The sequence below is a fragment of the Allostigmatella hybrida genome, assembly GCF_020103775.1.
GTDB lineage: Bacteria > Myxococcota > Myxococcia > Myxococcales > Myxococcaceae > Hyalangium > Hyalangium aurantiaca.
This window is the reverse complement of record NZ_JAHXBH010000023.1, coordinates 101,452-123,223: the sequence shown is the minus strand read 5'-3', so window position 1 is coordinate 123,223 and position 21,772 is coordinate 101,452. Positions and strand designations below refer to the sequence as shown.

Annotated in this window: 14 protein-coding genes; 7 read left to right on the top strand and 7 right to left on the bottom strand. The window is 67.6% G+C overall.

All coding sequences use genetic code 11. The annotated features are described in order from the left end of the window. Positions 1-4 precede the first annotated feature (4 nt). Entirely contained in the window at positions 5-580 is a 576-nt protein-coding gene (locus KY661_RS27675; protein WP_075008107.1) for a chemotaxis protein CheW, read from the top strand. Positions 581-589: 9 nt separating this feature from the next. Next, positions 590-3,121, top strand: coding sequence for a hybrid sensor histidine kinase/response regulator (locus KY661_RS27670; RefSeq protein WP_225413070.1), 2,532 nt, complete (start codon positions 590-592; stop codon positions 3,119-3,121). A 33-nt stretch (positions 3,122-3,154) separates the two neighbouring features. On the opposite strand, the gene KY661_RS27665 is transcribed toward KY661_RS27670, so the two are convergent. Next, positions 3,155-4,171, bottom strand: a complete 1,017-nt coding sequence (locus tag KY661_RS27665; protein WP_225413069.1) for a histidine kinase dimerization/phospho-acceptor domain-containing protein — start codon at positions 4,169-4,171, stop codon at positions 3,155-3,157. Positions 4,172-4,370: 199 nt separating this feature from the next. Between KY661_RS27665 and KY661_RS27660 the strand changes: the two genes are divergently transcribed. The 4 genes from KY661_RS27660 to KY661_RS27645 all read left to right on the top strand — a co-directional run bounded on the left by KY661_RS27660 (position 4,371) and on the right by KY661_RS27645 (position 10,655). Further along, entirely contained in the window at positions 4,371-6,446 is a 2,076-nt protein-coding gene (locus KY661_RS27660; protein ID WP_225413068.1) for a heparinase II/III family protein, read from the top strand. A gap of 55 nt (positions 6,447-6,501) precedes the next feature. Then, positions 6,502-7,827 carry a nucleotide sugar dehydrogenase gene (locus KY661_RS27655; RefSeq protein ID WP_225413067.1) on the top strand — a complete coding sequence of 442 codons (1,326 nt, stop codon included), beginning with the start codon at positions 6,502-6,504 and terminating at the stop codon, positions 7,825-7,827. 75 nt (positions 7,828-7,902) lie between these two features. Then, positions 7,903-9,663 carry a TldD/PmbA family protein gene (locus tag KY661_RS27650; protein WP_263437409.1) on the top strand — a complete coding sequence of 587 codons (1,761 nt, stop codon included), beginning with the start codon at positions 7,903-7,905 and terminating at the stop codon, positions 9,661-9,663. Positions 9,664-9,680: 17 nt separating this feature from the next. Beyond that, complete coding sequence (locus KY661_RS27645; RefSeq protein WP_225413065.1) at positions 9,681-10,655, top strand: D-alanine--D-alanine ligase family protein; 975 nt, start codon at positions 9,681-9,683, stop codon at positions 10,653-10,655. Positions 10,656-10,760: 105 nt separating this feature from the next. Here the strand turns inward: KY661_RS27645 and KY661_RS27640 are convergent, their stop codons facing one another. The 6 genes from KY661_RS27640 to KY661_RS27615 all read right to left on the bottom strand — a co-directional run bounded on the left by KY661_RS27640 (position 10,761) and on the right by KY661_RS27615 (position 20,631). Then, a complete protein-coding gene (locus tag KY661_RS27640; protein ID WP_225413064.1) occupies positions 10,761-12,542 on the bottom strand; it encodes a phosphatase PAP2 family protein in 1,782 nt (593 codons plus the stop codon). A 178-nt stretch (positions 12,543-12,720) separates the two neighbouring features. Further along, complete coding sequence (locus KY661_RS27635; RefSeq protein WP_225413063.1) at positions 12,721-16,101, bottom strand: NACHT domain-containing protein; 3,381 nt, start codon at positions 16,099-16,101, stop codon at positions 12,721-12,723. A gap of 1,382 nt (positions 16,102-17,483) precedes the next feature. Then, entirely contained in the window at positions 17,484-17,975 is a 492-nt protein-coding gene (gene tpx, locus KY661_RS27630) for a thiol peroxidase (protein ID WP_225413062.1), read from the bottom strand. A 62-nt stretch (positions 17,976-18,037) separates the two neighbouring features. Next, positions 18,038-18,691: a hemerythrin domain-containing protein gene (locus tag KY661_RS27625; RefSeq protein ID WP_225413061.1), complete on the bottom strand. Its 654-nt coding sequence runs from the start codon at positions 18,689-18,691 to the stop codon at positions 18,038-18,040. Positions 18,692-18,824: 133 nt separating this feature from the next. Further along, the gene (locus KY661_RS27620) at positions 18,825-19,688 is read right to left on the bottom strand and encodes a peptidase MA family metallohydrolase (protein WP_225413060.1); all 864 of its coding nucleotides are present in this window, start codon (positions 19,686-19,688) and stop codon (positions 18,825-18,827) included. Between the two features lie 7 nt (positions 19,689-19,695). Then, entirely contained in the window at positions 19,696-20,631 is a 936-nt protein-coding gene (locus KY661_RS27615) for an alkaline phosphatase family protein (RefSeq protein ID WP_225413059.1), read from the bottom strand. A gap of 41 nt (positions 20,632-20,672) precedes the next feature. Here KY661_RS27615 and KY661_RS27610 point away from each other — a divergent pair, with 41 nt between their 5' ends. Beyond that, complete coding sequence (locus tag KY661_RS27610) at positions 20,673-21,761, top strand: DUF4388 domain-containing protein (protein WP_225413058.1); 1,089 nt, start codon at positions 20,673-20,675, stop codon at positions 21,759-21,761. The last annotated feature ends 11 nt before the right edge of the window (positions 21,762-21,772 follow it).

The window sequence follows — 21,772 nt, the reverse complement described above, 5'->3', positions numbered from 1 at the left end:
AGCCATGCCCCACGACGACGCCAGACAGGAGATCGACTACGCCGGGTTGAAGCGGCGTCTCGACGACTCGCGTGCGTTGGGGTTCGACGAGGACTTCAGTCCGGAGAAGCGCCGGGAGGTGCTGGCGGCCCGGGCGAAGATGCTGGCGAAGTCGCGCGAGGAGGAGCGCCCCTCGGTGCTCACGGTGCTCACCTTCCACGTGGGAGGTGAGCGCTACGCGGTCCCCATCGAGCAGGTGGACCACGTGATGGAGTCGCGTGGCCTGTGCTCGCTGCCCGGGGCGCCGCGGCACGTGCTGGGGGCCATCTTCTCGCGCTCGCGCGTGGTGCCCGTGCTGGACTTGCGGCAGATGCTGGGGCTGGAGGGCGGCGGCATGTCCGACTTGGGCAAGGTGGTGGTGGTGGACGTAGGGGGGGAGGCCTTCGGGGTCGCCGCGGAGCAGGTCGATGGGCGCCAGGAGCTGCTGCGCACCACGCTGTCCCAGCCGCCCCCGGGACCCTTCTTGTTCCTCACCCCGGACCGGCTGACGGTGCTCGACGTGGAGAAGCTCGGCAGTCCTGCCACGGCGAGACGAGGATAGGCACGGCACATGGATCCGCAGGTGCTTCGCAGCATCTGGCCCATCTTCTCCGCGGAGACGCGAGAGCAGATCCAGGCCATCGGTACGAAAGTCCTCGGGCTGGAGCAGGAGCCGTCCGAGCGTGAGCCGGACCTGCTTCCGTCGCTGAAGCGGCTGGTGCACAGCCTCAAGGGCTCCGCCGCGAGCCTGGGCCTCATGGACATCGAGCAGGTGGTCCACGCCATCGAGGATGGCCTGGCGCGCCTGAGCCCCGGGGACCGGCTGGCGCGGGACTTGGTGGAGGCGACCCTGCGGGGGCTCTCCTCCATCGAGGTGGCGCTGGGCCGGGGCGACGTGGGGGAGACGCCCTCCATCGATGGCCTGCCGTCGCTGCTGACCGCCCTGGGCAAGGAGGCCGAGCCTCCCAGCCCCGCGGAGGGGTTCCAGCAGGACTCGCTCGAGTCGCTGGACAAGCTCGAGACGGCGCTGATTGCCCTGTGCTCGCCGAACGTGCCGGACCGCATCTCCCTGGTGCAGTCGGCGGTGGCGACGGCGCAGGGGCTCCAGGATGGGGCCGAGTCCGCCCAGGATGGGCGCGTGGGGCCCATCGCGGAGCGGGTGGCCGCGAGCTTCGCGAAGATGGAGCAGCCCGGGGACGCCGCGAGCATTGCCGCCTCGGAGCTCGCGGGGCTGCTTGTCGAGCTGCGCACGGCGTTGACGCCCGCCACGCCCGAGCCCGCCGCCCCTTCACCCGCCAAGCCCGCGGCCTCCGAGGTGGTGCCCGCCCGGGCTCCCGCCGAGGCGCCCTCCAGCGAGTCCGCCGCCGGGAGCGCGCCGAGGGGGCAGGTGGATCAGGCGATTCGCATCTCGGTGAAGACGCTGGATTCGCTGGCACTCCAGGTGGAGCACCTCATCGCGGGCCGCTTCCAGCAGGCGCGGCGCACCGAGTCCCAGCGGGAGCTGCTGGACCGGACGCACGACGTGGTGGTGGGCCTGGAGCGTGCCGCCTCGCAGCTGTCGCTGTCCGGGGGCGGGGCCGTGCTGGACTCGCTGCGCGCCAGCGCCAGCCACCTGCGGGACGTGCAGAAGAAGCTGGCGGCCCTCCTCAAGGAGGCCACCCGGGACGGGGAGCAGCTCAACCTCGTGGCGCAGGTGGTGCGCGATGACCTGAGGGATCTGCGCATGGTGCCCTCCGCGCAGATGCTCGAGCCGCTGCGCCGCACGGTGCGCGAGCTGGGCGCGCGCCTGGGCAAGAAGGTGGAGCTCGTCCTCGCGGGGACGGAGGTCCGCCTGGACCGCCGCATCCTGGATGCCCTGAAGGATCCGCTGCTGCACCTGGTGCGCAACGCCATCGACCATGGCCTGGAGACGCCGGAGATCCGGCGCGCCACGGGGAAGTCCGAGACGGGCCGGCTCTGGGTCCGCGTGGAGTCCCGGGGCACACGCATCGCCGTGGTGGTGGAGGACAACGGCTCGGGCCTGTCGCCGGAGCGCGTGCGCGCCACGGCGGTGAAGCGCGGGTTGCTGTCCGCCGAGGCGGCGGCCCGGCTGCCGGATGAGCAAGCCGCGCGGCTCATCTTCCAGCCTGGCTTCTCCACCCGGGACGAAGTGACGGCGACCTCCGGCCGAGGCGTGGGGCTGGACGTGGTGCATGCCACGGCCCAGCGCCTCCAGGGCGCGGTCGACGTGGCGTACACCGAAGGGCAGGGAACCCGCTTCACCATCGATCTGCCCCTGACGCTGGCGGCCGCCCTGGGATTGCTGGTGCGGGTGGGCACCAACGTCGTGGTCGTCCCCTCCGACGTCGTCAAGCGCGTGGTGCGGCTGGCGCCGGAGGAGGTGGGCACGGTGGCGGGCCGGGTCGTGGCGCGGGTGGATGGCGAGCAGCTCGGGTTCCGTTCGCTCGCGGAGTCCATTGGCCTGCCCCGGCTTCCCATGGCGCTCGATTCGGGGAAGGTGCAGACGGCGATGCTGCTCACGCTGGGGCAGGATCGCGCCGTGTTCGCCATCGACGAGGTGGTGGGCCAGCAGGACATCGTCGTCCGGTCGCTCGGCCGGCACCTGAAGGAAGTGACGCACCTGGCCGGCGCGGCGGTGCTGGACGATGGCCGCCTGGTACCCGTCATCAACGCTCCGGAGCTGCTGCGCGCCGCCTCGCCCACGGCCCGCGTCACCGCGGAAGTCCGGCGCCCGCGCATCCTCGTCTGCGACGACGCGCTCACCACTCGCTTCGCCATGAAGGCGCTGCTGGAGATCGCCGGCTATCCGGTGGTCACCGCCGCGGACGGCCAGGAGGCCTGGGAGGTGCTGGAGCGGACCCAGTGCCAGCTCGTCGTCAGCGACTGGCAGATGCCCCGGCTGGATGGCGTGGGGCTCGCCCGGCGCATCCGGGCCCACCCGACGCTCAACCGCACGCCCATCATCCTCGTCACCTCGCTCGACAGCCCCGAGGAGCGGGCAGCCGGACTCGAGGCGGGCGCGGATGGCTACATCGTCAAGCGCGAGGTCGAGCGCGGCAAGCTGCTGGAGCTCGTGCGCCAGCTCATGCCCGCCTCCGGGTAAGCCGCCGGGAAGCGGCTTCCGGGAGGGAGCCGCTCAGGCCGAGGGCAGGAGCAGGGTGAGCGCCAGCGGCTGCCCGGCGTCCATGGACAGGGTGCCCCCCAGCAGGTGAACGAGCGGCTCCAGCCGCTTCACCGTGGCCTTCGAGAGGGGGCGCTCCGCCGGGGCGCTCAGGTGCAGCCGCCACATCTTCAGGGACTCGCGCGCCTCGATGGTGGCCTTCACCTCCAGGGCCCCGGTGCCCTCCAGGCCCCGGGCCAACGTGCGCATCAACAGGGCCCAGGAGGCTGGGGCTCCCTTCAGCGGCACGGCCGCCGCCGTGCACTGGAGGCTCAGGACCGGCTTCCGGGGCTGGCCGAAGGCGGTGCCCAGCAGGGCGCGCAGGTCCTCCGGGGCGTTGCCCGGGGCCAGCCGCTGGGAGATGAGGGTGTTCATGTCCTGGGTGGCGCTCATCATGCGCTCCAGGTAGCGCTCCAGGGTCGGGGTCATCTCGCCCACCATCCCCTTGCGCATCATGTCCAGGTAGCCGCGGATGACGAGCAGTGGGGTCCGCAGGTCATGCGAGGCCCGGGAGCGGTTGCGCTCGCGGACGCTCAGGGCCTTGGCCTGCTCGCGCAGCTCCCGGCCCATGCGGGCCTGCCGCGCCTGGGCGTCGAGCTCCCGCTTGCGCGCCGCCAGGAGGCTGCTGCCCAGCTGGGCGAACCGCTCCAGCACCGGCCGCTCCGCCGGGCCGATCCGCTCCGGGCTCACGGCGAGGGTGATCCGCCCATGCCGCACCAGGAAGCCCTGCGGGGCATGCCCGCGTCCGGGACGCGACACCCGGTGGCCCGCCTCGGCGATTCGATTCCTTCCTTCATAGAGGACGATGCTCGTCGCTCCAGTGAGCCTCATTACCTCCCGGGGGAGCACCTCCAGTCCGGCCTGCGCGCCTTTCTGAAGCGCCCGCTCGGAGATCGCCGCCAGCGTCCGTTCGACGCCCACGGAGTCCTGTCCCTCACCAATGCCACGCCGCCCACTCAACGCTCCGGATTGCACGTTCACAGGAATGCGCATGGACCGCTCAGGGCGCAACGTTGCTCATCCTGGGAGCCCGGTCCCCCAGTCGTAGGAAGTTATTTTCACATTCTGCCCTGGGGGGCACCTGAAGTTTTACCGGCCTGCCTGCCAGGCCTGATCCAAAACCTCAACAACATCAAGAGCTTCGCGCTGGCCGGTGGATTGCTACGGAGGGCTGGGTCGGCGGAAGGGACTGATGAGTACTCTCGACTATTACACGACTCTCGTACGGCTCGCGCCCACGGCGGTGGCAAAGAGCGCGGTGCGGCGCGTTCAAGGCGCCGCCCGTCAGGCGCTCTACCGGCACCGTGAACGGGTGGACGAAGCGCGCCTCCTTCAGGCGTATGCGGCCGTGTCCGCCGATGAGCTGGTGAACAACCTGCTCGCCACGCGCCACACCGCCATCTGGTGTGAGACGCGGCAGCGGGACTCGGTGCTGGAGGCGCTCGCGCAGCTGCCCGGCGCCACCGGGCGGGCGCTCGAGCGGGCCCGGGCGGCGCTCCGCCAGGAGTTCGACGTTTTCGGAACGCGGATCGTCTTCGGCGAAGGCAAACCCGTGGACTGGTCGCGGGATCCGGTGAGCGGCCACGCGTATCCTCTAGAGGATGTGGCGCAGCTGAAGCTGCTGCGGCCGGGCTCGGACCCGAAGTACCCCTGGGTGCTTGGGCGGCTCGACAGCCTCGTGGCGCTGGGACAGGGCTACTGGGTGGAGCAGGCGGCGCCGGAGCGCGCCCGCTTCGCGCAGGCCTTCGTCCTGCAGACCCTGGACTTCCTCCAGGCCAACCCGCTGGGCATGGGCGTCCACTGGACGTGCCCCATGGAGATTTCGCTGCGCGCGGCCAACCTGGCGCAGGCGCTGGCCATGTTCGCGGATGCGCCGGAGGTGCAGCGCTCCGAGTTCCTCGTGCCCGTGCTGGGCGCGCTGGTCGAGCACACGGCCTGGGTGGAGGCCCATCTGGAGGACCAGGGGGCCGTTCCCAACAACCACCTCGTCTCCAATTACGTGGGCCTGCTGGTGACGGGGCTGCTGTTCCCCGAGCTGCCCGGCGCGCCGCGCCAGGTGTCCCTGGCGGTGAAGGGGCTGCGCGCGCAGATGGAGGCGCAGGTTCACCCGGAGGGCACCTCCTTCGAGGGCTCCATTCCCTACCACCGGCTCGCGGTGGAGCTGTTCACGCTGGCGCATGCCGTGGGGCTCTCCGCGGGGGTGTTGCTGGGCGAGGCGTACGAGGCGCGCCTGAGGGGCATGTTCGCGGCCGTGCGCGCGTGGTGCTCGGAGCAGGGTCTGGCGCCGCAGGTGGGCGACAACGACTCGGGCCGGATCTTCCCCTTCCGGGACCGCGCGGACCTGGAGCACGGCTATCTGGTGCCCCTGGGCGCGGCGCTGCTCGGGGACGAGGCGCTGGCGGGCGGCGAGTTTCCGGATGAGGCGGCGTGGCTGCTGGGCCGGCCGGGCCTGGAGCGCTTCCAGGCGCTGCGTCCGGCGGCGCCCCCGTCCTCGGTGAGCTTTCCGGCGGGTGGATTTCACGTGTTGCGCGGTGCGGGCGCCGTGACCACTGTGAGCGCGGGCCCCCAGGGACAGGGCGGGGTCGGGGGCCACAACCACAACGACAAACTTTCGTTCGAGCTGCACCTGAAGGGCGTGCCCGTCATCGTGGATCCCGGAACGGGCACGTACACGCGGGAGCCCGCGCAGCGCAATGCCTTCCGGAGCACGGCCGCGCACAACACGCTGATGGTGGATGGCGTGGAGCAGGTGGCCATTGTTCCGGAGCGGCTCTTCGCGCTGCCCGAGGCGGCACGCGCGCGGGTGGAGATGTTCCAGGCGGGGGCCGAGCTGGACCGGCTCACCGTGCGGCATGACGGGTACCGGACGTTGACGTCGCCGGTGGGCATCGAGCGGACCTTCCTGCTCGACAAGCGCGAGCGGGCGCTGGCGGTGGCGGACTGGTTGACGGGTACGGGCTCGCACGAAGTGGTGGGCCGGCTGCATTTGCCAGACACGCATGCCCGGTTGCGGACGCCGGCGGCGGAAGAAATCGCGCGGGCCTTGCGCGTGCCGGAGGCACCGCGCACCTTCGAGCCGCTCGGTGTGGAGCTGGGCCCCGAGGGGGCCGCGCGCGCACTGGTTCTTTTCGGACTGGGGCTGGAGCCCCGATTGGATCCGGCGGGGTACTCGCCTGCGTATGGACGGGTCGAACCGGCACGGGTGGTGACTTACGGGGTGCGGCTGACGCCCCCGGCGTGGCTGCGGTGGGTGGTCGTCTTTTTGTGAGGCTGTTGGGAGGGGGCACCGCACACCGTGCGGAGCCCCGTTTGGGAGAGCGACGATGCGACTGATGAAGAGCCCGTTGGTGGACATGATTCGCAAGCGGGAGGCGAAGGTGGGCGTGGTGGGGCTGGGCTACGTGGGTCTGCCCTTGGGCATGGCGTTCGCGGAGGCCGGTTTTCCGGTGACGGGGCTCGACATCGATACGCGCAAGATCGACAAGATCGGCAAGGGGGAGAGCTACATCAAGCACATCCCCAGTGAGCCGCTGAAGAAGCTCACCGACGGGGGCAAGCTCCAGGCGACCACGGACTTCGCCAAGGCGAAGGACATGGACTGCATCGTCATCTGCGTGCCCACGCCGCTGACGGCCTCGCGTGAGCCGGACATGAGCTTCATCATCCAGACGGGTGAGGCGCTCGCGCCGTACGTGCGGCCCAACCAGCTGTTCGTGTTGGAGTCCACCACCTACCCGGGCACCACCGAGGAGGTGCTCAAGCCGCTGCTGGAGAAGGGCGGCCTGAAGGCGGGCGTGGACTTCCACCTGGCCTTCAGCCCCGAGCGTGAGGACCCGGGCAACAAGAGCTTCAACACGAAGACCATCCCGAAGATCGTCGGCGGTTTCACGCCCGCGTGCCTCGAGGTGGCCCAGGCCCTCTACGCCAGCGCGCTCAAGGAGATCGTCCCGGTGTCCTCCACGCGCGTGGCGGAGCTCTCCAAGCTGCTGGAGAACATCTTCCGCTGCGTGAACATCGCCATGGTCAACGAGATGAAGATGCTCTGCGACCGGATGAACATCGACGTGTGGGAGGTCATCCAGGCGGCCAGCACCAAGCCGTTCGGCTTCATGCCCTTCTACCCGGGCCCCGGCCTCGGCGGGCACTGCATCCCGATCGATCCCTTCTACCTGACGTGGAAGGCGCGCGAGTACGAGTTCCACACCAAGTTCATCGAGCTCGCGGGCGAGGTGAACACGCAGATGCCCTACTACGTGGTGCAACGCACCATGGAGGCGCTCAACAAGCACAAGAAGACGCTCAACGGCGCGAAGGTGCTCTGCCTGGGTGCGGCGTACAAGAAGGACATCGACGACATGCGCGAGAGCCCGAGCCTCCGCGTCATCTCGCTGCTCATCGAGAAGGGCGCCGAGGTCAGCTACCACGATCCGTACGTGCCGAAGCTGGAGAAGGGCCACGGCTTCCACCACGAGATGAAGTCCGTGCCGCTCACCCCGGAGACGTACGCGGAGTACGACGCGGTGATCATCCTCACGGACCACTCCAACATCGACTACGCCACGGTGGTGCAGAAGTCCGAGTGCGTCGTCGACACGCGCAACGCCACGAAGCAGGTGGGCCCGGGGCGTGAGAAGGTCATGAAGGCCTAAGGCCCAGCCTCTCGCTGGCCTTGCAGACGAGGGTCCTTGTCCGCTGCCTTCCGGGGCGGGGGATGAGGGCCCTCGATGCATTGCGGGGCGGGGTGGCTCAGGTACAGTGGCCGCGTGAGAACGCTCCGCTTGCCCGCCCTCCCGCTGCTGGCCTCCGCCGCCATCTTCCTGCTGGCCGCCACCCCCGCGGCCGATCCGCGCCTGTCCTTGCTGGACGCCATGGCGACGGAGATGAACCGCAACCAGCAACAGCTCAAGCTCCAGGGGCACGAGCCCCCGTACTTCATGAGCTATCAGCTCAAGGACTACGATCAGCAGGTCATCACCGCGCGCTACGGCGCCCTGTTCGTCAATGACGGCTACCGGGACCGCCGGATCTCCGTGGACGTGCGCGTGGGCTCGTACGCGTTCGACAGCTCGGTGCCCGAGGAGCTGGACTTCGCCTTCACCACCAAGGGCACCAGCTACTTCGCCCGCCCCGAGGGCCCCATCGATGACTCGCCGATGGCGCTGCGCACCGCGCTGTGGCTGCTGACGGACGAGCGCTACAAGTCGGCGATCTTCCAGTTCCTCAAGAAGAAGGGGGAGGACGTTTACACGGTGGAGGACCCCAAGCGCCCGCCGTCCTTCTCGCGCGAGAAGCCGAACACCTACGTGCAGACGCCGGTGGCCTTCCCCTTCGACCGGGAGAAGTGGACGCGCGTGGCGCGTGAGATTTCCGGCCGGTTCAACGGCCGTCCGGAGATCTTCGACTCGGACGTGCGCATCACCGCCGACAAGGTGGTGCGCCTGTTCGTGTCCACGGAGGGCAGCCGCATCGTCACCGAGGAGACGCTGTACGGCCTGCACGTGACGGCCATGGCGCGGGCCGAGGACGGGCAGCTCCTGGACAACTCCCGGACGTTCTACGCGCCCACCGAAGCGGGCCTGCCGAGCGAGGCGGACCTGGCCAAGGCCGCGGACGTGGTTATCTCGGAGCTGCTGGCCCTGCGCCAGGCGCCCGCGATCGATCCCTACACGGGGCCGGCCATCCTCGCTCCCGAGGCCTCCGGCGTGCTCTTCCATGAAACCGTGGGCCACCGGCTGGAGGGGAACCGGCAGGGGGATGACCGGGAGGGGAAGACGTTCCGGGGGCAGGAGGGCAAGCCGGTGCTGCCGGTCTTCCTGTCCATTCATGACGATCCGACCCTGCGCACGCTGGGCGGGGATCCGCTCAACGGCTACTACCTCTTCGACGAGGAGGGGGTGAAGGGGCAGCGGGTGACGCTCGTGGAGAAGGGCGTGCTGAAGAACTACCTGCTGTCGCGCCAGCCGGTGGAAGGGTTCCTCCAGTCCAACGGCCACGGGCGAAGCCAGGGCACGCGCCGACCAGTGGCACGCATGGCCAACCTGCTCGTCGAGTCCACGAAGCAGGTGAGCGACGAGGAGCTGAAGCGGATGCTCATCGCGGAGGCGAAGCGGCAGGGCAAGCCCTACGGGCTCATCATCCGTGACATCACTGGTGGCAACACCAACACCTCCAGCTATGGCTACCAGGCCTTCAAGGGCGTCCCTCGCATGGTGTACCGGGTGGATGTCCGCGACGGGAAGGAGTCGCTGGTGCGCGGGGTGGAGATTGTCGGTACGCCGCTGTCATCGGTGAACCGCATCCTGGCTTCGGGCAAGAAGGCAGGGCTGTTCAACGGCTTCTGTGGCGCGGAGAGCGGCATGGTGCCCGTGTCCACGGTGGCGCCAGCAGTGTTGCTCCAGGAGATCGAGTTGCAGCGCTCGATGGAGGGCAAGGACCGCCCGCCCATCCTCCCCAGCCCCACGGCCCCTTCCGAGGCGAAGCCGTAAAACCGGCCCATCCTCTCATGCGCCTGTGCACGCTGTACTCCTCCTACGAAGGATCCCAGTCTCCCTATAAGGACATCGATCCCCCCGTGGATCCCTCGCCCTGGCTGCCCGGCCACGACTGGGTCCGTCAGCCCCTGACTCGCGCCAATGCCCAGGAGACCCTGGAACGGCTCGCGGCCGAGGGGTTCGACGCGTTCATCAACCTCTGCGACGGTGCTCCGGATGAGGACCTGGCGGGAGCCGACGTCATCCACCACCTGGAGCGCTTGGGCCTGGCGTACACAGGGGCGGACGCGCGTTTCTACACGGCGTCACGGGAGCAGCTGAAGGAGGCCTGGCTCCGCCATGGCCTCGGTACGCCTGCCCATCTCTTCGCCGCGGATCTGACCCGCGTCGAGCAGGCGGCCGGGAGGCTGCGCTTTCCCATGCTGGTCAAGCCCAGTTCCGGCTACGCCAGCGTGGGAATCGAGCTGGACTCCCGGGTGAATAACCGGGAGGCCCTGCTCGACCGCGCTACCCGGACGCTGTCCCAATTTGGGGGGCTGCTGATCGAGGAGTTCATCGACGGACGTGAGTTCACCGTGCTCGTCTCCGAGCCAAAGCGGGGAGCGCGCGAGCCCTGGGTCCATCCGCCGGTGGAGATCCATTTTCCCCCGGGAGAGACGTTCAAACACTTTGATCTCAAGTGGAAGAACCACAGCGCCATGGACACACGGCCGGTGCTGGACGAGGGGCTCGTGGCGCGGTTGAGCGAGATGGCGCGGCGGACGTTCATGGCCGTGAACGCCCGGGGCTACTGCCGCTGTGACATCCGCATGAACGCGGATGGCCATCTGTTCATGCTCGACTGCAATGCGAACCCGGGGGTGTTCTATCCACCGGACCAACCCGGGAGCGCGGACCTCATCCTGTCACTCCAACCGGACGGGCACCGGGACTTCCTTCTGCACATCATTGAGTGTGCCCGTCGCGCGGCGGGGACTCGCGCCTGATGCCGGTTCAGGGCACCGCCCCTTGCGCGAGCTCCAGCAGCTTGCGATCGTGGTTGCCGCGGTGGGCAGGCTGCCAAGCACCGGGCGCTTCCTCCGGCCCCGCCGTTACAGCTCGACAGGGGTGCCATCCAGACGGGTAAAGGCGAACCCCCGGAAGACCTGCTCGGCGTAGGTGGGGCGCTCCTCTCGGAGGAAACGGATGGCCACCTCCTCGCCCAGGCGGAAGCCGGCGAGATCATCCGCCCGGTAGTGGACGCCGTACGCATCCCGGCCGAGCGATGTGTTGTGAGCAAGCTTGTTGAGCTCTCCGGCCACGGTGAGGGGGGGGCCGTCCACACCGGGCACATAGGGCTCGAGCGCCGTGCCATCGCGGTTGGGTTTGACGGGGTTGGGCAGGACGAAGTCCTCCTTGAACCAGGCCTTGAGGAGGGCGGCGCGGGAGCCCGCGGTGTAGGCGTGCCCCGCCGGGTGGGAAGGATCCGTCGGCGAGCCGATGGGCATCATGACTGGCAGCAGGAACGAGCCCTGGCCGTCGTTCAACCCCCGCCGCTTGTTGACCAGCTCGTTGTAGGCGTGGATGCGCTCGAGCACGGGCGAGTCCAGCAACTCCGGGTGGATGGGGTAGTCCGCGGCGCCCCGTCGGCGGTTGTGCACGCGCCCGCCAAAGGCATCCGGCCGCAGGTAGCGGTGGATGAACCACTTGCCATAGAAGCCGTGGTGGCTCACCCGGGTGAGGCAGCCCATCAGCGTGAGCAGATGGGATGCCCCGAAGCTGGCGAATCCAGTCTGGGTCCTGCTCGCCTTGTAGGGATTGCGGTCGCTCAAGGCCGCATCCCCCAGGCCCAGGAGGATGAGGGCCGCCCGGAGGTAGGGGGTGAAGTGCACGTCCGAGTTGGCGTTCTGGCCCAGGGAGCGCAAATCATGGATGTGCCGGGGGACCGGATCCATGCGCGGAGGGGTGATGGTGGTCCCCTCGGGGAAGCCGCGCTGCGCCGCCAGCCACTCGTCATAGGAGGTCATGAAGTCGATGCCCTCTCCCGTGGTGACGGACAGCGGGACCTGGAGCCGGGATTCGATGGCGATGCCATCGAACACCCACGGCCGCAGCAGGAACTGGGAGACCATGGGGCCCTCCAGGACTCCGGGGCTGTCCATACGGAAGATCGTCTGCGGGGTCAGGGGCTTGGGGCCCTTGTAGCCGGAGTAGCGGTTGAGATCCGCGATGGCCGCGGCGATGGTGGGATCGCTGGAGTAGTCGCTGAAGGGGATGTCGCGGCAGAGCGCCATCCAGTAGAGCTCCGCCACCTGGGCTGCCGCTTCGGGGCTGGCCAAAGGGGGAGGCACGTCGAGACACACGGCGGCGGCATCCGGTCCCACCAGATCGTACGTCAGGCCGCCCAGGGGGTTGGTCAGCTTCAGCCGTCCGCCCAGGGGCAGGGCCTCGAAGTCCTCGAAGCGGCCGGTGGCGAGTGCGCGCAGCATCGCGTCGTAAGCAGCGGGGTCCACCTCGCCCAGCTCATTGTGGGGCAAGCCCTTGGAATAGTTGCCAATGCGGTTGGGATAGCGCTCTTCATCCTTGTTGGTCCGTTTGGGGAAGACGCCCCTCTTGAACTCGTTGAGAGCGGCCTGCTGGCGCAGTTGGTACGCACGGGTGCGCCGGGCCTGGGCCCTGCGCGTTTCTGGCCGCGCGGGAACCTCGGGCAGTTCGCAGGGGGGCTCGATCACAGGGGGAGCGCCCAGCGCCAGGGCGGCCAGTGCCGAGCCTCCCATCCCGCCCAGGAAGCTGCGGCGGCTGGGCCTCGCCTGTGGGGGCACCTCCTCGGGTGTTGCCTGGGCGTGGCCCTCCGCGGACTCTCCCGGTGGACGGTCCTCGTGTTGCTTTTCCATGTGTGTCCCCCCCTGCTTTCGCAGCTCCCTTCACACCAGCTGCGGCCCTCCCTCAATCACGCATCCGTGGAGACCGTCAATTTCACCTCTCTGTCGCGGTTGATTCGCTGACGCTCGTCAATGCCAAACTGTTGGCTCGCAGCCTGCGAAGACGCCTCCGGGTCCAGTTGACAGCACCTCATCCGAGGCCAGGCTGAGGGAGGCCGCCAGGCGGCTCTTCTTGCCGCAGTGGCCAGAGCAGGTGGGCCATGTTCATGTAGAGCGTGCCCAGGCTGTGCAGATCCTCCGAACTCACCTCGGTAGCGATACGCAGGAAACTGCCGGCAGAGAGTTCGGGGTGGGAGGCGAGCCTGGTCCGGAAGCGTGTCTGCAACAATTCGGGAACCGCGCTGGAGATGCGCCGCTTGGTGAGCACGTCATCGTACCGCTGAGCCCACTCCAAGAGCTGCCGCTGGAGTTCCCTCCGGAGCCTCTCCCCTGGACCGAAGACTTGCAGGCACATTTGAAAGAGTTCTGAGCCCGCTTCGGGCTGGGCGCTGGCGAAGAGGGGATCGCCCGCGGCTCTCCAGAGGATGTCCCAAGCCGGTGCTGCGTGCTCCTGTGCGAAGAGCCCGCAGGCGGTGAGGTAGCTCTGCATCGAGTCGTGGAAGAACCGGACCTCGCAAGGAACCTGTTCTGGGGTGGGAGCCGTGCCATCAGGGACGAGCACCCCGGCCTTCAGGAGCTTTTGCAGGTGCTCCTGCTCCGGTGCGTTCCGGTAGCGGAGGGAGCGGATGCCGTTGACCCAGTAGGTCCGGAGGCAGAACTGGCTGGTCCACGCCAGCAACTGCGAGTCCTCCTCACCCGTGGCCGTCCCTTGCTGCCGGAGCAGGCCGCGGAAGGCCGCCTCATAGAGTTCGGCGATGCCACGTACCCCTGGGTTGCCGCCGAATAAGAGGGCCAACCGGACCAGGATGGGCAGGTAGGTGCCATCGGCTCCCCGGCAGGCCCGCAGGATGTTCTGGTTCTGCGTGCCGGTGCTCTCGGGTGCATAGGCCGAGATGAACCGGCCAAGGGTCTGCTCATCCATGCGATTGGGCTCCACGTGCAGCCAGCCTGGGGAGTGCTCGAGGGTATGCCGGAACCCCAGGTGGGGCCGGGACGTGAGCAGCAGCCTGACGGAGGCCCCATTCCTGGAGTCGATGAAGGCCTGGAGGGCTTCCGGGGTAAGCGCAGACTCCGTGAGCCCATCCATCACCAGAACGCAGTCTCCCCAGTGCAACAGCATCTCGTGGAGTTCGCTCGTGAGAGGTGTGGCCTCCAGTGCCCGGGATGCGGCTGCCTCCAGGCTCGTGGCCCGGGAGTCACAGAGCACGGGGAGAGGTCTTGAAGGGTCTTCCTCGAAAGCGAGGAGCATCCGCCGCACCACCTCCCGGAGGAGCGCGCTCTTGCCACGCCCGCCGGGAGATTCGATGAGGACATTCCCGCTTTGCGCCCCAGGAGGTTGTACGAGGAACCGGCAGAGTTGCTCCTCTGGCTGCGAAAAGAGGAGGAGGGAACTCCCTCCTGCCTTGCGAAGGCTCACCGGCATGGAAACGAACCGCTCGTCATTGGCCTGGCTGCGCCACGCTTCCAGCTTCCGGCGGACATGCGAGACATAGTCACCGAAGACATGCCGGCGGGTGGCAGGCAGGGTGAGCGCCAGGGGCACCAGCCACTGAAACGGCTTGGTCGACGCCAGCAGGCGGAACATCGCCGGAGAGAAGGCGCCCACGATCAGACAAAGAATCATCTCGGCGAAGAACACGCCCACGAAGGTGGGGAAGTGGATCCTCAAGTCGCGTGCCAGGCCGGCCATGGCGAGTCCGCTGCCCCCGATGATGTTCACCAGCCAAGTCACGAAGGGGCCCCAGCGCCGCGCTAGACGCTGGGGGGGCAGGAACACCATGGGGAGGAGGAAGAGCAGCGTCCCCACGAGGCAGGCCACCGCTGTCCGGAACCAGACCTGCTCCCGGAGCGGCGCATGGAAGGGAACGTTCCGGACGGTCAGTTGCGTTTCGGTCCCGAGATTGTCCTGGTATTTGAAGACGATGTCGTAGGCCCGCCCCTGAAGCGAAGGGCCGGTGTCATACCAGTTGAGCCGGGGGCCCGGTGCGCTCGCTTCAAAACTCCGGGTGGCCGAAGCAACCGGGCTCTGGGGAGTACGGGGATCCCAGAAGGTGACCTGCAGGAGTCCGCTGGTCTCGGCCGCGTGTGCCAGGCCCGGCCAGTCCAAGGTGATCCCTCCTGAGTGCTCTGCGCGGAGCGGGGCCCGGATGTTGAGCGTTCCTTGCAACGAGGCATTCCCCCCTTTTTCGACTTTCAAGGTCCCCCCCTTGAGTGCCAGGGCCGCGCCTACGATCGAACGGTGGACATAGGCAAAGCTGGCGGAACTGGTCTGAATCCAACCGTTCTGTCTATTCGGGGTAGGAAAGACGTAATTGAGGTCCGTGGCTTTCAGTACAAGGTGTGTCTCCAGGTACCGGTCCTTGCTCAGGAAGGTATAGTAAAGGTTGCCGTCAGTCTCAGATTGAATCCAAGCTCCCTCGCCATTCTCCTCCACGATGAGCTGGCTGATTCCCGGCTTCTCTGTGAGAGAAGTCATCCGGACTGAGCCATCCGCTGGTTGGAAGTGAAAAGCGCTGTTTGTCCAGACGAGGAGCCCGTCGCTGGAGCCGATGGGAAAAGTGTGAAGATAATCAAAGCCTCCTTCTACCGATTCGGACAAGGGCAGGATGCCTTTGCTGCCGGCGAGGCGCTTTCCCTTGCCATCCAACAGATACGCGTCTCCCTCACGGGTCAACACCCAGACATGGCCAAGCCGGAGCACTGTGACAATCACTCCCTGGTTGAGGAAGAGCGGTCCTTCCGGAAGCACTTGCCGTCCCGAGGGATCGATGAGGTAGAGCCCCCCGGACCCGCCTGTCTCGGGACGGGTGTCCCCCGCGACCCATAAGTGCGTCCCCTCTGGCTCCGGGACGATCTGGCGGACCGCCGCCCCATTCAGCAGAAGAATGGGTTTGGTTCCTGGTTCAGCCGTGGCGGTGACGGAATAGAGCCGCCGTGCTCTCTGGGTACCTGGCTGGGTGGAAGGTCTGGCCATCACCCAGGCATGTGTTCCGGCCGGGCTTGGTACGACCATCAACAGTTCTTCTGCTTGCAGCAGCGGCCCCCTGACGGGATCCGCTGCCTGGGCATCAATGAAGAAGAGGGAACTTCTTGTCTTGAGCCAGGCCCTCTGCCCATCTCTCAGCGGGACAACTTGCCAGGACGTGGCGTCCGTACCCCTGGGGATTCCCAGCCTGTCAAAGGAGACGATAGGCTTGAGGACCCCTTGGGGATCGGCAAGGCCGAGCACATCCGAGCCTGAGTGACTGAAGACGACCCAAATGTAAGGATGGGCGTCCGAGTCCTGTGGCAAGACTGCGTTGGGATACACGTCGTAGGGCGAACGGGATGATTGTTCCCGCAGACGGGTAATCCGATCCGCCTGAAGAACGGTGCGGCCTTCGACCCGTCCGCGATGAGCTTCCACGAGCATGAGGTGGTTTTCCGCTCGAGTTCCTGCCTGATGAGGCGATTGTGTGGTGACCCATGCCCGGCCCATGCGATCGGTTTGGATCAACTCCGAGATCTGGTTTCCAGGAGCGAGCCAAGAACCTGGCTCGTGGGTGCGTCTTCCTTCTGCATCGACGACGTAGATGCTCTCTGATTCTGTTACCCAGGTCTGCCACCCGTCACTGAAGGGGGTGAGACGCGCCTTGGTTTTGGCCACGGGAACCGGCCAGAGAGTGCTGCCCCTGACTTCCAGCTGCTTCTCCGCTGAATCCTGGCTGTATGTCATTAGGCCGCACAGGATCAATAAGCAAAAAAGCGCCAACCTCCAAGGTGCTCTCCCCGCTCTACCTGCATCCCTGAGCACGAAGGTCTCCTCTCACCGACCCCCCCCGTTCAGGAGAAACATTCTCATTCCTGCTCTGTTGGACCAAGCCATGCATGCGCGATGTACACTGAGCGATAGCTTGGATGCACTCTGGACTTAGAAATCAGCGCTTGTTGGCAAGCCACGAGATGACAATGTTCCTAGCTTTCAGTCTGGGATTCGAGTGAGGCTGGTTGAACGGGGGAAACATGCGTTTTCTGACCACGATGGCATGGATCGCAGTGCCCATGATTGCCTTTTCGGCTTATGGCAGTGACCAACAGAGGGTGAGAAGCAACGCTGGGACGGGCCAACTCGCGGAAGCCAAAAACACGGCCGATCTTCGCAAGGGCGCTCCGGCGGAGAAGCTCTCAAAGGAGAATTGTTCCAATACGGAGGGGCAGATCGGCGATTGCTCCCGGTGCTACGTGGAACTCTGGAACCCAAAGGATCCTACGGTTCGGTTCCGCTTCTGTGGAGTTCTTGGCACGGATGCCAAAAAGCCATGCTGTAATCCGGCGAAGAAGGCGCCGGAGCAGAGGTCACCACCAGATGGGCCTACCCCTTGCTCGTTGTGTTCGAGTATCGCAGAATGGGGAGACATCAATAAGGTTAATTGGGGAAATTACAAGATTGAGGTGGGGTCAGATGCAACGGTGGTTTTAGGAATGAAGGAGGACAGCCGGACGAATCCAAAGTCTCTGCGAGGGCCTCAGGCAGAGGATCTGAAAGAAGCCATGGGAAGGTTGGGGCTGGCCTCACCGTTTCCCTTGGCGATCTCCTGTCAGTAAGAACTGCGTCTTGCAAGCAAAGGCAGTGGCAGCCACGGTCCAGGTGGAGTGGCGCTGCTACCGCGAGGACTGCTCGTCGTGCGTGGAGACCGCCGGCGGCGCCATGATGTCCGCTTCGGGGCCGGTCCCTCCCTGAGCGCGCATGACGAGAAGCACGGTGTGCTCCTCCAGCTCGCAGCCGTGTGGTGAGCCTCGCGCTCAGGCGCCGGGTTACAGCGCCGCGAGGGCCGCGTCGTAATTGGGCTCCTGGCCGATCTCAGGTACCTGCTCGGTGTGGAGTACCTTGCCGCCTTCATCGAGCACGATGACCGCGCGGGAATAGAGCCCGGCCAGGCCCCCTTCCAGGATGGTGACGCCGTATTGCTTGCCGAAGTCGCCCCGGAAGCCGGAGAAGCTCAGCGCCTTCTCGATGCCTTCGGCACCGCCGAAGCGCTTGAGCGCGAAGGGCAGGTCCATCGAGATGTTGATTACCGTGACGCCCGGCTTCTCCGTCGCATGCTGGTTGAAAGTGCGCACTGACGCCGCACAGACGCCGGTATCGATGCTCGGGAAGATGTTGAGCACGCGCTTGCCGGGGATCGACGAAAGCTTCTTGTCCGTCAGGTCGGTCCCGGTGAGCGTGGCATCCGGTGCGAGCGTTCCCACTGCGGGCAGTTGGCCCTGGGTCTGGATGGGGTTGCCCTTCAGCTTGATCGTGGCCACGAACGTGTCTCCTTGAAAGTGGGAAACAGAGGGGGGCGGTCCCCCCCTCGTCGGGCCCTGTCTTACATCGCTGCGTGGGAGTCCGCACTCAGTGCGGGAATGGGCAGAGCGCCCTTCGTGCCGCCCTTCGTGGAGGTCTTCCGGGTGGGCTTCTTGGAAGGGGTGGCCTTGCGGCGCACGGCCCGGACGGCATCCCGGCCCATGTCGAGCACGGTGGACACGGCTCCCACCACCACGTTGCCGGGCGGGGTGTCCGGAGCCCGCGGGTGCGGACGGGTGGGCGCGGCCTTCTTCGCCACCGTCAATGCATCCGCCATGTCCTTGAGTTCGCGGGGGCTGAAGGCCTTACGGACCTTGGGAAACAGCTCTTCCTCTTCCTCTTTGACGTGATGGCGGATGTTCTCCATCAGCACGCTCACCTTGGCGTCGAAGCGCTCTGCCTCGGGCGGCAGGGAGTCCAGCTCCGACAGCAGCCACTTGGCCACGTGGTGCTCCTCCAGCGCCTCAAGCACCTGGGGCTCGAGCTTCCCGGCCTTGGCCCGGACCGCGGGATAGAAGACCTGCTCCTCGATGACCGCGTGAACGGCCAGCTCGCGGATGATCTGATCGACCAGCTTGCGCTTCAGCTTCTTGGCGTTGTCGCCTGCTTTTTCAAACTTGCGGAAGAGCGTCTCCACCGTCTTGTGGTCCGCTTTCAAGAGCGCGATGGCGTCCATCGTGGTCCCTCCCTTTCGTGGGGCATTCCCGTTCTTCGGGTGCCTGTTCGCCGGGGAAGGTGGCGATGCCTCACGCGATATGCCGGAAAACACGTGAAGACCGCGTACGCCAGGCCGGTGAGCAGCCAGGCGGTCAGGGTTCCTGGAGGGACTGCGCGGAGGGCAGGAGGCGGCCGCCCTTGAATCCTCGCAGGCGCACATACCGCGTGAAGTCGCGGACGAACGCCTCGGCGGGGAGTCCCACCGTGGTGGCGAAGGCCTCCTGGAAGCTGGGCCCCTGGCTCATCGCGTCGAGCAGCCGCTTCACCGTGTCCTGCCCGTAGCGGTTCACGAGGAAGACGAAGGCATGGTGGGAGGCGCCATAGGCCACCTCCATCTGCTGCTCGAAGAGCTCCTCGGGCTGGAGCAGGGGCTCCCAGTCCGGGTGGTCCTCCAGCGTCCGGGCCAGTTGTTCCAGCGTGGGCCAGCGGTAGGCCTGTTCCGCCGTGTACGAGGCCATGCCCTCCCGGAACCAGGCGGGGATCTGCTTCTGGACCCAGTCGCTGGAGGACGCCGCGAGCTGGAACATCACGGTGTGGGTCAGCTCGTGGAGGAGCAGCTCGTCCAGGTCCCGCTGCGAGGCCTTCAGCGGCTCCCACGTCTCCGGTGACTGGACGTCCAGCAGATCGTAGCGGGCCCAGGCCCGGAGCCAGGTGTAGCCCGAGCGGCCGGTGACCCGCTCCAGGGCGCCATGGTCTGGCTGGAGGCGCACGGTCACCGGCTGGGTGAGCCGCCCCCACTGCATGAGCGGGGGGGTGGCGTTCTGGATGGCCCTCTGGAGCATCGCCGCCGCGTCCGGCTTCTTGGGCGGAACCTGGAGCTGGAAGACGCCGAGCCCTGTTTCCAGCGGGGCCTTCTCGGCCACCAGCCGGGAGCGGGCCCCCAGGCATCCGGTTCCCAGCAGCAGGCAGAGCACCGCCGTAAGTCCTGCCCGCCTGTGGCCCAGTCCTTCCGTCACGCGCACCTCACTCCACGGCCAGCCACCGCAGCACCGTGCGGCCCACGTCGGCCACGGTGGCCAGGGCGTCCAGCCCGGGCGCCGGGGGGCCAAAGTAGAGCACGGGCACGGGGTTCAGGGTGTGGCTTCGCGTGGAGAGGTCCTCCACATTGCCGTGGTCGCTACAGATGAGGATCCGGGCATCCTCCGGGCGGGTGGCGATCACCTCCCGGGCGAACTGGTCGAAGGTGTCCAGCGCCTCCAGGGCCGCGCCGAAGTCCTGGGCGTGTCCGGCCTCGTCCGCCAGGTAGTGCTCGAAGAAGGTGAAGTCCATGCCCTCGGCCACCCGCCAGAAGATGCGCGCGGCCTCCTCGGGCGTGCGCTGGGGCACGGAGAAGCCCCGGTTCTGGGCCCGCAGGCCGGTGATGTCGTGGGAGAGCCCGGCGCCCCCCCGGGCATCGTCCAGGGTGCGTAGGGGGACCTTCGCGGCGGCGAATGCCAGGGTGGAGGCGGAGGCCTTCAGGCGGCGCAGCGTGGCGGGGGGGAAGGTGAACTCGGCGGGCTCGGCGGAGGCATGGCGGGGCAGCTTCAGGGCGTCCAGGTAGGCGACAGGGTAGGTGTTGGCGAAGGTGGCCGAGCGCCCCGCGGCCACCAGGCGCTTCACCAGGGAGCGCTCGGCGAGCAGCGCCTGGAGGGGGGGATTGGGGTAGCCCAGCACGTGGCGCTGGATGAGGGCCGGGGCCGGGTCCCCCGTGAGGATGGCGGTCTGGTTGGAGGCCGACTGGGGACGGCCTTCCACGCCAAACGTGGTGTCCACGGGGTGGTAGTGTCCGCCCCCCGGGAGGGGGAGCCCGGACCCCTCGCCGAACCGGGAGAGCAGGTGCTCCCTCCGGGCCAGCGGGTTGACGGAGGGGTCCTTCCGGCCCACCCCCACACCATCGATGAAGAGGAGCGCGACGCGCACGGCCTCTGACTGTATCCTCGAATTCCCCGCTTCCGTCATCTATGGCCATCCAAGGCGATCTCTTTAGCTACCCCCTTCCTGAACTCCTCCAATGGCTGGACGGCTCCCGCAAGACGGGAACGTTGCAGCTCTCGTGGGAGGCGGGCGAGCGCAAGCTCTTTGTCCTCTCCGGCCAGGTGACCGCCATGTCCAGTGCCGGCCTGCGCGAGCGCGTGGCGCGGCTCTCGGAGCTGGCCCGGCTGTGCCGGGGCAATCGGGTGCTCGCCGCCTTCGACGAGCTGCAGCGCGACCCGGACGTGGAGGACGCCTTCCTGCGGCACGGCGTGGACGTGCGGATGGTGCGGGAGATGGGCCGCGAGGAGCTGGTCAGCTCGGTGATGGACCTGACCATGGCGGGCCGGGGCACCTTCCACTGGACGGAGGACGGGGACCGGACGGGCGAGGACTGGCTCCCCTCGGATATGAGTCTCCGGGAGCTGCTCTTCGAGTCGCTGCGCTGGGTGGACGAGCACGCGGACGTGGAGCGGGCGCTGCCCATCGACGCGATGAGCGTGCGCGCCCTGGCGCCGCCCAGCGCCAGCCAGCCGTTCCTGCACCGGGCCCTGCTCACGCTGTGCGCCCAGCCACAAAACCTGGGGCGGCTGCGGCTGTCCATGGGCGTGTCGCGCTCGGCGCTGACCCGGCGCGTGTACGACTTGCTGCGGCTGAAGCTGGTGGAGGTGGAGGGGGCGCCTCACGTGGAGGCCGACCCCGTGGCGGAGATGCTGGAGAAGGGCGCCGTGCTGGTGCGCGAGGGGCAGTTCGACGCGGCGGGCATCATCTGCGCCTCGCTGCTGTCGAGCGACCCGGCGGACCGGCGCGTGCGCGAGTTCGCGCGCATGGTGCAGCGCGAGCACGTGGCGGCGCTCTATGGCGAGCTGTCCCCGGTGGCCGTGCCCGTCATGGTGCATGACCCCGGGGCGATGACGTTGCTCAAGCCCGAGGAGCGGCAGATCGCCGGCCTCGTCAACGGGCACTGGGACGTCTCGACGCTGGTGCTGGCGGTGCCCGCGCGCGAGCTGGACACCCTGCGCACGCTGGCGAAGCTCACGCGCATGGGGCTGCTCCAGCTCAACGTGCCCGGGCGCTGAAGCCCCGGCCG